This window comes from Sorangium sp. So ce1036 (assembly GCF_051369805.1).
GTDB lineage: Bacteria > Myxococcota_A > Polyangia > Polyangiales > Polyangiaceae > Sorangium > Sorangium cellulosum_F.
Genome location: NZ_JBBMOX010000001.1, coordinates 5173654 through 5187765, shown reverse-complemented (window position 1 = coordinate 5187765; position 14112 = coordinate 5173654). Strand labels below are relative to the sequence as shown.

Annotated in this window: 9 protein-coding genes; 5 read left to right on the top strand and 4 right to left on the bottom strand. The window is 73.7% G+C overall.

The genetic code is table 11. From position 1 onward, the window contains the following. Positions 1–79: 79 nt before the first annotated feature. Complete coding sequence (locus tag WMF31_RS19510; protein ID WP_436603399.1) at positions 80–1684, bottom strand: protein kinase domain-containing protein; 1605 nt, start codon at positions 1682–1684, stop codon at positions 80–82. A 281-nt stretch (positions 1685–1965) separates the two neighbouring features. Between WMF31_RS19510 and WMF31_RS19505 the strand changes: the two genes are divergently transcribed. The 3 genes from WMF31_RS19505 to gyrA all read left to right on the top strand — a co-directional run bounded on the left by WMF31_RS19505 (position 1966) and on the right by gyrA (position 7341). Then, positions 1966–2616, top strand: a complete 651-nt coding sequence (locus WMF31_RS19505; RefSeq protein WP_129348030.1) for a hypothetical protein — start codon at positions 1966–1968, stop codon at positions 2614–2616. A gap of 599 nt (positions 2617–3215) precedes the next feature. Beyond that, positions 3216–4388 carry a hypothetical protein gene (locus WMF31_RS19500; RefSeq protein WP_436603398.1) on the top strand — a complete coding sequence of 391 codons (1173 nt, stop codon included), beginning with the start codon at positions 3216–3218 and terminating at the stop codon, positions 4386–4388. A 295-nt stretch (positions 4389–4683) separates the two neighbouring features. Then, positions 4684–7341 carry a DNA gyrase subunit A gene (gene gyrA, locus WMF31_RS19495; protein ID WP_436603397.1) on the top strand — a complete coding sequence of 886 codons (2658 nt, stop codon included), beginning with the start codon at positions 4684–4686 and terminating at the stop codon, positions 7339–7341. Here the strand turns inward: gyrA and WMF31_RS19490 are convergent. Next, complete coding sequence (locus WMF31_RS19490; protein ID WP_436603396.1) at positions 7338–7922, bottom strand: gamma-glutamylcyclotransferase; 585 nt, start codon at positions 7920–7922, stop codon at positions 7338–7340. The genes gyrA and WMF31_RS19490 overlap by 4 nt on opposite strands. 98 nt (positions 7923–8020) lie before the next feature. Next, positions 8021–9697: an AAA family ATPase gene (locus tag WMF31_RS19485; protein WP_436606576.1), complete on the bottom strand. Its 1677-nt coding sequence runs from the start codon at positions 9695–9697 to the stop codon at positions 8021–8023. On the opposite strand from WMF31_RS19485, the gene WMF31_RS19480 reads away from it, so the two are divergent. Together WMF31_RS19480 and WMF31_RS19475 are read left to right on the top strand one after the other, a co-directional pair. Beyond that, on the top strand, positions 9620–11866 hold the full coding sequence (locus WMF31_RS19480) for a protein kinase domain-containing protein (protein ID WP_436603395.1): 2247 nt from the start codon (positions 9620–9622) through the stop codon (positions 11864–11866). The genes WMF31_RS19485 and WMF31_RS19480 overlap by 78 nt on opposite strands. Next, positions 11841–12854 (top strand): PEGA domain-containing protein, encoded by a 1014-nt coding sequence (locus WMF31_RS19475; protein WP_436603394.1) that lies wholly within the window; start codon positions 11841–11843, stop codon positions 12852–12854. Before WMF31_RS19480 ends, WMF31_RS19475 begins: the two co-directional genes overlap by 26 nt. 60 nt (positions 12855–12914) lie before the next feature. On the opposite strand, the gene WMF31_RS19470 is transcribed toward WMF31_RS19475, so the two are convergent. After that, entirely contained in the window at positions 12915–14111 is a 1197-nt protein-coding gene (locus WMF31_RS19470) for a saccharopine dehydrogenase family protein (protein WP_436603393.1), read from the bottom strand. Between the last annotated feature and the right edge of the window lies 1 nt (position 14112).

Genomic DNA, 14112 nt, shown 5'->3' with positions numbered 1-14112 from the left:
CGGGCGCTCCCCCGCCCCGCCCTCCAGGAAACCGGGGGCTCGCGCGCACTGCCGGGCGCTCGCGCTCCCCGCCGGGCGCTCACTCGCGCGGCTCGAGGAGCTCCCGCCACGCGCGATCGAGCAGATCGTGCCCGTTCACGTCGTCCTTCTCGAGGTACGCCGCGCCGATGCGGAGGACCATCCGGAAGGGCATCGACGGGATGCGCCGGAAGCGGTGCTCGCGCACCTTCTGGCCGAGCACCTTCGCGAACGCGCGCGCTCCGGTCTGGCCGACCTCGGGGCAGACGATCGCGAGGAAGTTGCGGCGGTAGCGCGCGAGCAGTCCGCCTTCCGGCACGTAGATCCGGACCACGCGGACGAGATCGCCGAGGATGCGCTCGACCCCCGCCCGGCCGTGCTGCTCCTCGATGCTCCGGAGCCCCTCCACGCCGAGCAGCAGCAGGGACAGCCTGCGGGTCCCCTGAACCCGGGCGCGCTGGACCTCCTTCTTGAGGAAAGCCCGGAGCCGCTCCTCGTGGGCGATGGCGTCGAGCGCCTCGTCGCGTTTCCGCGCGCTCCCAGGCTTCGGCCTGCCCTCCGCGAGCCTCGTCGCGCCCTCCGCGCCCCGCGGCGCGCCCTCCGCGAGCCTCGTCGCGCCCTCCGCGAGCCTCGGCGCGCCCTCCGCGAGCCTCGTCGCGCCCTCCGGCAACGCGGCGGCGCGGCGGGGCCGCTCCTCGCGCTCGGCCCCGCGGCGCGACGACGGCGGCGGGATGCTCGAGGGGCTCGACGCCGGAGGCGGCGCGGACGGGGCGGCGGTGGCGAGGGCCTCCGCCATGAGGGAGACCGCCGTGGTCGCGCGCTCGAACCGGTCCTTCGGGTCGAGCGCCGTGGCCTGCTGGAACCAGGCGTCGAAGGCGGGTGGCAGCTTGACGCCGCGCCGCGCCGCGCGGGCGCTCGGCGGCTCGGGCAGCCCCGACGCCATCCGCTGGAGCAGGGCGAAGATGGACGGCGAGACCCGGGCCTCGCTCATCCAGTAGGCGCTGCCCACGAGCAGCGTGAAGGCGACGTGGCCGAGCGCGTGGATGTCGGCCTTCGGCCCGATCGCGCCGTCGCCGCGGATCTGCTCGGGGGCCATGTAGAGCGGCGTCCCGACCAGCGCCGTGCGCTGCGCCATGCTGCTGTCCGCCGCGACCTTGGCCAGGCCGAAGTCGAGCACCTTGACGCACGGGGCGCCGTCGTCCCGCCTCGTGAGGAAGAGGTTCTCCGGCTTGAGGTCCCGGTGGACGATGGCGGCCGCGTGCGTCTTGTCGAGCGCCAGCGCGACCTGGGAGAGGTAGAGCACCACCTCCGCGGCCGGCAGCGGGCCGCGGCGCACGGAGAGGCTCGCGAGCTCCTCGCCCTGGAGCAGGTCCATGATGAGGAAGGGCATCCCGGAGTCGGCGTCGACGCCGGCGTCGGAGACCGGGACGATGTGATCGCTCTCGATCCCGCCGGTGATCCTGGCCTCCTGGGCGAACCGGGCGCGCATGCCGGCGTCCTGGATGGATCCCGGGAGCATCACCTTGAGCGCGCGGCGGCGGTCCGTGACCTCGTCGACGACCTCGTACACCGCCCCCATCCCCCCCGCCTTGATGCAGCGGACGACGCGGTATCGCCCGTGAAACAGCGCGTCGGGCTTGAGCGGTGCGAGGCTCGGCGGATCCATCGGGAGAGATCGAGGCCGGACGAGCATAGATCGGACCGGGTCGGGCCCGGCGCCCCTTCGCCATGCGCGCGGCGCTGGCGGCGAGACGTCGCGCGTCGGGGGACGCCGCGCGCGGTCGGAGAGCGCCGCGCCGGGCGGCTGTCCCCGCTCGCTTCCACCGTGGACGCCACGCCATCGGTCGCGCGGTCGGCCGTTCGGCCGCGCGGGGAGCGACGCGCGCGCTGCGGGCGGGCCCGGTCGAAAACTCGACGCCGCCGGGGCCAGCGTGGTAGCTCGGCCGGGTGGGATCGCACGCGCTCGCCGTCCGCTCCGCCGCGAGGCGGGGCTCCGCGTTCTGGGCTGCAGCCGGGTTGATCGGCCTCGGGGCCGCGGGCCTCGCGACACAGAGCTGCGGCACGGACGCCGTGGGCGTCGACGCGTGCCGCGAGATCGAGCGGGCCCGGTGCGAGGCGGCCGCCGCGTGTCCGGCGTGGGTCGATGGCGAGGACGCCGACGCGAAGGTGAAGGCGTGCGTCGAGTTCTACTGGGACCAGTGCCTGCACGGCCTCGGGCACCAGGGCGAGGGCGACGCGGAGGAGCCGTCGAACGCCGAGGTCGATCGATGCGTCGCCGCGGTCGGCGAGGCGCGCGCCTGCGCCGGCGCCCAGGTGGCGTCCATGGCGGAGTGCCCTGCGGCGCCGCTCGCGCCGGGCGAGGACGGCGCGCTCAGCCCGTGCGCGGTGATCACCGAGCGGGCGCACGCGCTCGATGCCTGCGCGTCCGTGGTCGGCCGGGCCGGCACGGGCAGCGGTGGCGGTGACGGCGCAGGCGGCAGCGGTGGCTCGGACGGCAGCGGCGGCTCGGATGGCACTGCAGGTGGCGGAGCCGGCGGCTCGGACGGCAGCGTGGGCGGCGGTAGCACGGGTGGCGGTGGCGGGGCCGGCGGCAGCTAACCGCCAGTCACATCCCGGCGGGCCCCGGCCAGGATCGCGGCGTTCCCGCCGGGGCAGGCCCCGCGGCCATCTCAGGGTGCCGAGGCGCACGCCATACAGGGCGCCTGCGGATGCCCGAGACGCCCGCCTCAAGGCTTGAAACGGGCGACTCGGTCACCGAGCGGGCGCTTTCAACGCTTGAAATGTGCTCCTCGGTGACCGAGCGGGCGCTTTCAACGCTTGAGATCGCCGACTCGGTCACCGAGCGGGCCATCTCAAGCGTTGAAATGGCCGACTCGGTGACCGAGTCACCCGTTTCAACGCTTGCATCAAGCCTTGCAACGGCCGGGGGCCTCGGCCCATCCGAGCCGGCCACGGCCCCCCCGAGCTCGGCCATGCGCCAGCCCCGCGCATCGGGAGGACGCCCCCCCAGCACCGCCGCCGCGCCCCCCGCGCATCACCACGGCGCCGCCGCGGCCCGATCTCGCCCCGCAGGCGGCCGCCGCAGGCGCCCCCGCGGCGCGTGCGGCGCGCGCGGCGCCGCGTTTCATCTGGCGCCGTTCCCCGGCTTGGACTAGTGCCCCCTGCCGATGGGCCGAGCTCGTGCTGGTTTCGGGACCTTGTTCGGTGCGGATCGCGGGCGCTGGCCGACGCCGCCGGCCCGGTCGGTCTTCCGCGCCCTTGCGTTTGCCGCCCTCGCGCTCGCCGCCCCCGCGCTCGCGGCCTGCGAGAGCGAGGGCGACGACGACAGCGACGAGCAGATCCAGACGTCGCTCACCATCGACCCGCTCGCCTTCCTCGGCGACGTGCGGTGCTCGAACGAGCCCGGCGCCATCCGCAGCTACGTCGCCACCCTCACGGACGTGAGCGCCAAGGGCGGGCCGGTCACCCTCGCCTCCTCCCCGCCCATCCCCTGCTCCTCGCGCGTCTCGTTCACCTTCGTCGTCGAGCGGCACGAGTACACGGCCAGGATCGACGGCTACGCGCAGTTCGCCGAGGAGCTCGAGCCGCTCGGCGACGAGACGTCCGGCAGCCGCCACATGCGGCTCGACGGCGCCCCGGTCGCGCCGCGCTGGACGTGGGCGTGCCCCGGCCCCGACGCCGCGGAGGACGCCGAGGAGCTCGTCGCGCGGGAGGGCGTCAACGTCGTGGTCGAAGGCTGCGTCGCGCTCGCCGGCGCCGGCGAGCCCGGGGGCGCGGCGATCGCGCTCGATCCTGCGGCCGCGCTCGGCGGGCTGCGCTGCGCGGAGGACGGCGGCCCGGTCGCGAGCTTCGACGTCCTCCCCGAGGGGAGCGCGCTCTCGCCGGTGCTCGGGGTCGCCTGCCCGCCCGCGGCGCCCGTGGTCTACGACCTCGGCGCCGCCCCGGAGCGCACCTACTTCTTCCGCCTCGAGGCCAGGGACGCCGCGGGCAACGTCGCGTTCGGATCGCGCTGCTTCGCCGCGGCGGGCGCGGGGCTCACCGCCGCCGCGATCTGCGATCCGCTCTCCTCGACGGGCGCGCTGGAGCTCGATCTCGGCGCGCTCCTCGCGGAGCAGGGCCTCGCCTGCGGCGGCAAGGCGTCGACCTACGTCGCGACCGTGCCGCTGCCCTCGGGCGACCAGCCCGCGACGGCGCGGACGGTCGGCCCCGTGCCCTGCGGAGGCCGCGCGCTCGTCTCGTCGCTCGTCCCGGGCGCGTACGCGGCCGAGGTCGAGGTGCTCGGCCCGGACGGGGCCTCGGTGCTCTCCGCCACCTGCAGCGGCGATGTCCGCCCGGGCGCGACGACCCGCGCCGGGTGCGTCGCGCGCTGAGCTCCGCGCAACGCCCGCGCCCACGCCCGCGTCGAACCGGCAGGAGCGGCGCTTCGAGGCCGGCAAACCCTTTGCGCCGGCCTGCCCCTTGGAGTACCTGAACGCCTCCGTCGCATCCCCTGAACAGCGCGGGTCATAGGGCGGGCGGCGGAGGCCGCGCTCCACCTCGTCGGTCGTCGATCGAGGCGACCGACGCCTCCACCGACCCGCTCGACGCTCGAGCCGCGCTGGGATGGGCCTCTACGCGGGGACCGCACGCGCCGCGCCCGCCCCCCGCGTCTCGGGTGCAGATCTCATGGAAGAGACGTCGAACATCCAGCAGAAGGTTCCGGTCAGCATCCAGGACGAGCTCCGGACGAGCTACCTCGACTACGCGATGAGCGTGATCATCGGCCGCGCGATCCCGGACGTGCGCGACGGCCTGAAGCCGGTGCACCGCCGGATCCTCTACTCGATGAACGAGCAGAAGATCGGCCCCACCGGCGCGCACAAGAAGTGCGCGCGCGTCGTCGGCGACGTCCTCGGCAAGTACCACCCCCACGGCGATCTCGCGGTCTACGACGCGCTCGTCCGCATGGGGCAGCCGTTCAGCCTGCGCTACCCGCTCATCGACGGGCAGGGCAACTACGGCTCGGTCGACGGCGACTCGCCCGCGGCCATGCGGTACACGGAGTCGCGGCTCTCCCGGATGGCGGTCGAGCTCCTGGCCGACCTCGACAAGGACACGGTCGACTTCGTCCCGAACTACGACGACTCGGAGCTCGAGCCGAGCGTCCTGCCGGCGAAGTTCCCGCAGCTCCTCGTCAACGGCTCCGGCGGCATCGCCGTCGGCATGGCGACGAACATCCCGCCGCACAACCTCGGCGAGATCATCGACGCGACGATCGCGATCATCCGGAACCCCGACGTCACCCTGGAGGATCTGCTCCACCTCGTCCCGGGGCCGGATTTCCCGACGGGCGGCCTCATCTACGGCAAGAGCGGGATCGTGCAGGCCTACACGACCGGGCGCGGCTCGATCACGATGCGCGGGCGCAGCCAGGTCGAGAAGACGATGAAGGGCGACCGCGAGCAGATCGTGTTCACCGAGATCCCCTACCAGGTGAACAAGGCCCGGCTCGTCGCGAAGATCGCCGAGTGCATGAAGGAGAAGCGCATCGAGGGGATCAGCGAGGTGCGCGACGAGAGCGACCGCGAGGGGATGCGGATCGTGATCGAGCTGAAGAAGGACATCTTCCCGCAGGTGGTCCTGAACCAGCTCTACCGGCTGACGGATCTGCAGGCGACGTTCGGCGTGATCAACCTGTCGATCGCGAACGGCCGCCCCGCGGTGCTGAGCCTGAAGGACACGCTGTCGCACTTCATCGAGCACCGGCGCGAGGTCGTGACGCGGCGCTGCCGCTTCGAGCTCCGGCAGGCGGAGGCGCAGCGCGAGCTCGTCGAGGGGCTCGGGATGGCGACGAGCGACATCGATCGCGTGGTCGCGACGATCCGCGCCTCGAGCGATCCGGAGGAGGCGCGGGAGAACCTGCAGAGGCTGCCGCTCCGGGGGCTCGGCGAGTTCCTCCGGCGCGCCGGCCGGCCGGAGCCCGAGTGCGCCGAGGCCGACGCGCGCGGCGACTACTTCCTGTCGGAGCGGCAGGCGAAGGCGATCCTCGAGATGCGGCTGTCGCGCCTGACCGGCCTCGAGCGGGAGAAGCTCGCGAAGGAGTACGGCGAGCTGTCGCAGACGATCGAGCGGCTGCGGGCGATCCTCGCGGACATGGGGCTGCTCATGAACGTGATCGTGATGGAGCTCGAGGAGATCAAGGCGCGCTTCGGGGACAAGCGGCGCACCGAGATCGTGCCGGCCGAGGCCGAGATCCAGATGGAGGACCTGATCCAGGAAGAGGACATGGTCGTGACCATCTCGCACGCCGGCTACCTGAAGCGGACGCCGACGTCGACCTACCGGGCGCAGCGCCGCGGCGGCAAGGGGATGGTGGGGATGGAGGCGCGCGAGGAGGACTGGGTGAGCCAGCTCTTCGTGGCGTCGACGCACTCGTACGTCTTCTTCTTCAGCGACAAGGGCAAGGTCTTCGTCAAGAAGGTCTACGAGATCCCGCAGGCGCCGCGGAACGCGAAGGGCCGCGCGATCGTGAACTTCGTCGGGATGGAGCCGGGGGAGAAGGTCGCGGCGATCACGCCGGTGCCGAGCTTCAGCGACGAGACGTTCGTGGTGACGTTGACCCGCCGCGGGCAGATCAAGAAGACGGCGCTGAGCGAGTACGAGAACTACCGGGACAAGGGGATCATCGGGGTCCGGATCGAGGAGGGCGATCAGCTCTTCACGGCGGCGCTGACCGACGGCAAGCGCGAGCTGGTGATCGCGACCCGGAGCGGGATGAGCATCCGCTTCCCCGAGGACCAGGTGCGCCCGACGGGCCGGGCCACGATGGGCGTGAAGGGCATCGAGCTCGAGGAGGGCGACGTGGTGGTGGGCCTCGGCGTGAGCGGCGACGGGCGCGACCGGGTGCTGGCGGTGTGCGAGCGGGGGTACGGCAAGCAGACGCCGCTCGAGGAGTTCCGGCTCCAGAGCCGCGGCGGCAAGGGCGTGATCCTGATCGACGCGAGCGAGCGGAACGGGCCGGTGGTGGGCGTGGCGATGGTGAGCCCGAGCGACGAGGTGCTGATCGTGACCGACCGGGGCCAGATGATCCGCACCAAGACGAGCGAGATCCGCGAGACCGGGCGCAACGCGCAGGGGGTTCGGCTGATGAACGTCGGCCAGGACGAGCGCGTGGTCGCGGTCGAGGCGTTCGCGGCAGAAGACGCGGCGGCGACGGCCGACGACGGCGGATCGACGCCGCCGGCGGCGGGGACCAACGGGGTCGACGAGCACGCGAACGGCGCCAGCAGCGGGGGCGCGGGCGTGGACGGGAGCGAGGGCGGCGGCAGCAGCGACGCGAACTAGGAGCTCGCTCCGGGCCGGGGGGGCTGGCGGCGCGACGGGGTGAGGGGCGCAGGGCGGCGCACGAGCGCCGCGAGCGCGGCCACGTGCTCGTCCTCCGCGCCCATCGCCGCGAGCGCCTCGGCCAGCCGCAGGACGTACTCCACGTTCGAGCCGCTCGGCCCGCTCGACGCGAGCACCTGCGCCGCGATGTCGGCGAGCGGCGCCGCGCCGAGATAGTGCGGGTTGTCCGCCGTGGCCACGTACACCGTGGCGGTCCGGGTCGTCGCGTGCGCCGGATCCGCCAGGGTGAGCGGCACGTCGTGGCGCACGTACCCCCCCTGCTCGCGATGATCCAGCGCGCGGAGCACCTCGTCGAGATCCGCCGCGGCGACGCGATAGGCCATCCCCCAGCAGCGCGCGCCGGGCTCCGGGATCAGGGTGACCACCCTGCCCGGCGCCCCAGGCACGCCGCGATGATCGGTGGAGCCCTGCCAGAAGCGGCGCGCCCACCCCGTGATGTACCCCGGCGCCCTCTGCTCGAAGCGGAACGCCGGCCGCCAGATCAGCGACCCGTAGCCGAAGATCCAGGTTTCGCGGTGCAAGGCGCCATTCTACCAGACCGGGCTGCCGGCCGGGGCCGCGGTCGGCGCCGGCCGCGATGGCGGCGCGCTCGAACGGGGCGAGCGTGGGCGACGCGGCGCTAGACCGCTTGCACCCGCACCGTCTTGCCGTCGAACGCCACGGCGAACGCGTGCACCGGGCTCGCCCCGGACGCGCCGAGCTCCGCCGCGTAACCCCGGTCCCGGATCTGCGAGACCCCCTCGGCGAGCGCCTGATCGAGCGTCTTCTTGACGGGCTTCGCCACCTTGAGCTCCAGCACCGCGCCCGGCTTCCCCGCCTGACGCGGGCGGATCGTCACGTCGGGCCGCCCCCTGCCCGACTCGCGGTTCGAGCGCACCTCGTGCTCCGGCTCCAGCGTCGCGAGCAGGCCGATCACGAAGGCATGGTAGACCTGCTCCGGCCGGAGCGCCGTGTCATGGTAGGAGAGCACGTTCTGCGTGAACCGCTGGAGCTCCTCCTCCAGCGACTCGGCGTTTCCTGAGAGCAGCGCCTGCTTCAGCCGATCGACGTCGCTCTCGCCGCCGAGCCGCTCGCTCATCCACTCGCGGAACGTCGACGTGTACACCTGTCGCACCTCGCGGTTCGGGATCGAGAGGCGATAATGCGGCTCCTCATCCAGGCCCAGCGAGCGCTTCTCGGCCTTGAGATAGCCCGAGAAGGTGAGCAGGCCAAAGAGCGCGTCGGCCCGCGAGCCGAGATCGGAGAGCACCACGTTCTCGTCCAGGCGGCGCTCGACGCCGCTCCCTTCGAGCAGCGCCTCGATGTCCTTCTGGACCTGCGACGCGTGGCGGACGAGCACCTCGCGCACGAGGTCGTTGGCGCTCGTCGAGACCCAGTAAGGCCGCGGCTCGGGCTCGGGGCTGTCGATGTAATTGAGGATGGACCAGGGGTTATAAACGACGGTGCCGCCGAAGGCGTAGCCGTTGCACCACGACCGCACCGTGGCCAGGCGATCTCGCCGCCCCGCCCGGTCGAGCAGCGCCTCCACCTCCGGCTCGGTAAAACCGAAGCTCGTCGCGAAATCGGGACGGAGCAAGGTGTAGACGGCGAGGTTGTTGAGGCCCGAGAAGATGCTCTCCTGCGCGATCCGGAGGATGCCGGTGAGCACCGCCTTGAACAGGTGCGGATTCCCCTTCAACCCGGCTGTCAGGAAGGCGCGGAAGAACTCGAGCACTTCCTTCACGTACCCGTTCGCGTGCCCCGCATGGATCGGCGCGTCGTACTCGTCGAGCAGGATGACGACCCGCTCCCCATGGTGCCGGTGGAGGAGGCGGGCCAGGTCGAGGAGCGCGTCCGCGCAGGTCGCATAGCTGGCCGTTCCATCCAGGATCTCCCGGTAGCGCCGGCCTTCGGCCTCGCTCGCCGTGGCCGCGTCCAGCACCGCGCGGTGCTCCTCGAACAGGGCGGCGAGCTTCTTCCGGATACCGTCCAGGCACCGCTCGAAGGTGGCGAAGCGCACGTCCTTGAAGGTCAGAAAGACGACCGGATACCGCTGGAAGTGCGCCCGATACGCCTCGCCCGCTTGCCAGATCGAGAGATCCGCGAAGAGGGAAGACACGTCCTCGTCGCGCTTCTCGAAGAAGCAGCGCAGCGTCGACAGGTTCAGCGTCTTGCCGAAGCGCCGGGGGCGAGGCAGCAGCAGGACCTGCGCGCCCTTGTCGAGCACGTCCCGCACGAGATGGGTCTTGTCGACGTACTCCATGCCCTGCTCGCGGAGCAGCCGGAAGTCGTCGATGCCGATGGGAATGGGGCGCATCACGGCGGGAACCGGAGGAGACGGTATCCCGCGACCGCGCCGACCGGCAAGCAGGCGGGCCAGGCGAGGCATCGCAGCGGCATGCCGCGCGCTCCCGACCAGGCTCTCGGGGTCGGCGATCGCCCTGCGCGTCGGCCAGGCCGACACGGGGCTCGACGATCGCGCACCATGACACGGATCTGTCGCACGTCGCTCCCGGCACACGGGCAGCCCCCCTTGTCCCACCGCGCGCCGCCCGCGGCGGCCCATCCCGGGCGACACGACCTGCCGTCTCTGGTAGATCTCCGCGACCGCCCGGTTTCCAGGCAGCTGGCGCGCGTTCTGCATATGCTCTCGCTCGAAGCAGGCAGCATCATCAGCGGCCGGTATCGGCTGGAGAGGAGGATCGCGCGCGGCGGCATGGGATCGGTCTGGGTCGCGCGCCACCTCCAGCTCCAGGTGGACGTCGCCATCAAGTTCATGGCGCCGGAGTTCGCCGCCTCGCCGGAGGCACGGGCGCGCTTCGAGCGGGAGGCGCGGGCCTCCGCGCTGATCAAGAGCCCCCACGTCGTGCACGTGTACGACTACGGCATCGAGGAGGAGACGCCCTTTCTCGTGATGGAGCTCCTCGATGGCGAGGATCTCGGGGCGCGGCTCACCCGCGAGCGGCGGCTCTCCCTGTCGGCCACGGCCGATCTCGTGGGCCAGGTCTGCCGGGCGCTGCGCAAGGCGCACGAGATGGGGCTCGTGCACCGCGATATCAAGCCGGGGAACATCTTCCTCGCGGGCAAGGCCGACGACGAGGTCATCAAGGTCCTCGACTTCGGGATCGCGAAGGAGATGGGCCTCGGGAAGGCGGACAGCACGACCAGGAGCGGCGTGCTGCTCGGCTCGCCGAGCTACATGAGCCCCGAGCAGGTGCGGCGGCACCGGGAGGTCGACCACCGCAGCGATCTCTGGTCGCTCGGGGTCATCATCTACCAGTGCCTCACCGGCGAGCTCCCCTTCGCCAGCCCCGAGGTCGGCGACGTGCTCGTCCAGATCTGCACCGCCGACGTTCGTCCGCCGGGGCAGCTCGTGCCCGGCCTCGGCCAGGAGGTCGATCGTTTCATCGCGCGGGCGCTCCAGCGCGATGCCGACGAACGGTTCCAGAGCGCGCGCGAGCTCGCCGACGCCTTCGCCGCCGCGGTGGCGGCGCGCACCCCGTGGCGCGCCGCCGCGCGCACCACCCCGGTGCCGGCGACCCCGCCGGGCCCTCCGGGCTCCCGCCTCGGCGCGAGCCTCCCGCCAGGCGCGAGCCCTCGGCTCGGCGCGAGCCCCCCGCTCGGCGCGAGCCCCCCGCTCGGCGCGAGCCCCCCGCTCGGCGCGGGCCAGCCCGCGCGCGACGCGACGGCGGCCGGCCCTGGCGCGCCTCCGTTCCTGGCAGGCGACCCCACGTCGACGGCACCCGCGGCGCTGTCCGCTGACCTCCTCTTCGGACCCCAGGTCCCCCAGCCCACCGAGCGGTTCGTCGCGCCTCCGGGGGGCCTCCCCGAGCCGATCGATCGGCCCGCCGACGCGATGGATCGGTCCCCCGAGCCAGGCCGCGTCGCCCTGCCGGACGAGGGCGCCCGCCTGCCGGGGTGGCCCACCGCGCCCGCCGGGACGCACGGGCTCCCGCCGCCGCCCGGCGCCGAGGGCACGCTCGCGCCGGCCGGGCGCAGCCTCGCCGTCTCGCCGAACCGCGGCAGGCAGCTCGGGATCGCGCTCGCGTCGCTGGCCGGCGTGCTGACCGTGGCGCTCTTCCTGGCGGCCATCGGCCTGCTGCACGCGTCCAGCGAGGACGCGGACAACGAGGAAGCGAGGCCGGACCTGCGCGCCGCGCCCTCCGCTCCCTCCGCCGCGGCCACGGCGGCGCCGGCACCGGAGGACTCGGCAGCCGCGGCGCTCACGCCGGACGTCGACGGCGCCACCTCCGCGGCGCCAGCCGCCTCAGGAACGCCGTCGCCCGCCGAGCCAGGGCCCGGCAGGACGGCGCAGGCGAACGACGCCCCGCCCCCCGCGCCGGCGCGGTCGGACCGACCGGACGCCCCCACCGCGAAGCCGGCCGAGACGAGCCCGCCGCGCTCCACGGCGAACCTGCCGCCCCGGCGCTCGGCTCCCCGGGCGTCGTCGAGAAAGACCCATGACCCGCTCGACCAACTCGACTAGCGCCCCGCGCCCCGCTCGCCGGAACGCGCGGCGAGCGCGCGCGGGCGGCGGTGCCCTCCTCGCCGTCCTGCTCACCGGCTCCGCCGCGCTCGCGGAGCCGTCGCCGCGCGATCGGGCGCAGGCCGAGGTGCTCTTCCGGACCGGGCGACAGCTCGTCCGCAGGGGCGACTTCGCCGCGGGGTGCCCCAAGTTCGAGGAGAGCTTCGCGCTCTACCCTGCCGCGAGCACGAAGCTCAACCTCGCCAGGTGCCACGAGCAGGCCGACGAGCTCGTGCTCGCCTGGCGCGCCTACCGCGAGGCGCTCACCCTGGTGGGCGACGTGACGCCGGAGTCCCGGCGGAAGGAGCTCTCGGAGATCGCGCACGCGGGGCTCGCGGCGCTCGACGCCCGCCTGGCGAAGCTGCGCATCGTGATCCCGAGGCCGCCGGGCGCGCTGAAGGTGCTCCGCGACGGGGCGCTCGTGCCCGCGTCGGAGCTGGGCAAGGCGCTGCCGGTCGAGCCGGGGCGACACGAGGTGAGCGCGAGCGCGCCGGGGCACCCGACCCTCACGCGCGCCGTGGTCGCCGAGGCGGGCAAGACCGCGACCGTCGCGCTGTCGCTCGAGCCCGTGGCGCAGCGGTCGCCGGAGGTCCCGGCGTGGGTGTGGATCACCGGCGGCGCGGGCGTCGCGCTCACGGGCGTCGGCGTCTACTTCCTCGGCACCGATCTCGCGGCGATCAGCGACCTCCGCGCGAACTGCCATGAAGACGGGGGCAAGACGTACTGCGCCCCAGGCTACGATCACGAGCGCGACAACGCGCGCAAGAACCGCGGCCTCGGCCTCTTCCTCGGCCTCGGCGGCGCCGGCGCGGTCGCGATCGGCGCCGCGGTGGTGGGGCTCCTAAAGGTGCCCTCCACGAGCGCACCGGGCTCGCGGGAGGCCGCGCTGACCGTCTCTCCGTGGGTCGCGCCGGGGGGCGGCGGCACCTCGATCTCCGGCGCGTTCTGACCGGAGCGCGCCGGCGGCGGCAGGGCCCCCGTTCCGCCGGCGGAGGGGCGCGCCGGGGGCTCACCCCTCCAGCAGCTCGAAGCGGATCCCCGCCGCCTGCAGCCGCTCGATGAGCCGCTCCCCCATCGCGACCGCCGGCGTGAGGACCCCGGCGCGCGCCGGCAGCCGCTCGCGGTCGAACGCCATGCAGAGCGCCGCCTCCGCCACCATCTTCGCGGTCTCCGCGTAGCCCGGATCGCCGCCGCTCACCCGCGTCACCACCCTCCGTGACGCGCTCTTGCCGTGGAACGTCACCTGGAACCAGCCGCGCGCCCGCTCCTCCGCGCTCGGCCCCTCCCCCGGGCTGCGCACCTTGCGGAGCAGCTCGCGCGTCGGCCTCACCTTGGCGAGCGCGAAGAGCGCGCCGAAGCCCGCCATCCCGAGCGCGAGCTTGAGCCCGGACCGGACCTGCATGAAATGCCCGTACCGGAAGTCCGGGCCGTACACGTCGAGCTCCCGCGCGCTCCGCAGCACGATCTGCGGATCGATGGTCGACAGCGGAGCGATCCAGGCGCGCAGCTCCTTCTCGTACCGGATGCGCGGCCTGAGCGGCTCCGCCTTGCGCGCGCCCTGCCCCCCCTCGGGCCGCGCGCCGCGCCTCTTGCGCCCCGAGCGCGCGACGATGTCGAGCAGCGTCTGCCAGGTGCCGCCGGAGAAGCTGCCGTGCATGCGCACGACGCCCTCCACCACGAGCGGCTCGCCCGCGGGGAGCTTCGTCACGGTGAAGAGCACCCCGAGGTCGTGCGGGACGCTGTCGAACCCGCACGCGTTCACGATCCGCACGCCCGCCTCGCGGGCGCGCCGATCGTGGCGCTCGATGAGCCGGTCGACGAACTCGGGCTCTCCGGTGAGGTCGGCGTAATCGGTGCCCGCGCGGATGCACGCCTCGACCAGCGGCTCGCCGCGATCGGCGTACGGACCGACCGTGGTGAGCACGACGCGCGCCTCGCGGGCCATGCGCTCGAGCGACGCCGCGTCCTCCGATCTCGCCTCGATGACGCCCAGCGCGGCGCAGGCCGGATCGATCGCCTCCATCGCCGCCTTCACCTCGGCGAGCCGCGCCGGGCTCCGGCCGGCGATCGCCCAGCGGATGGGCCGCCCCTCCGCGCCCGGGGCAGAGGCGTCCTTGCCCTTGGTGGCGAGGTACTCGGCGACGAGGCGACCGGTGAAGCCGGTCGCGCCGAAGACGATCACGTCGTACGTGCGGTCGCTGGTCATG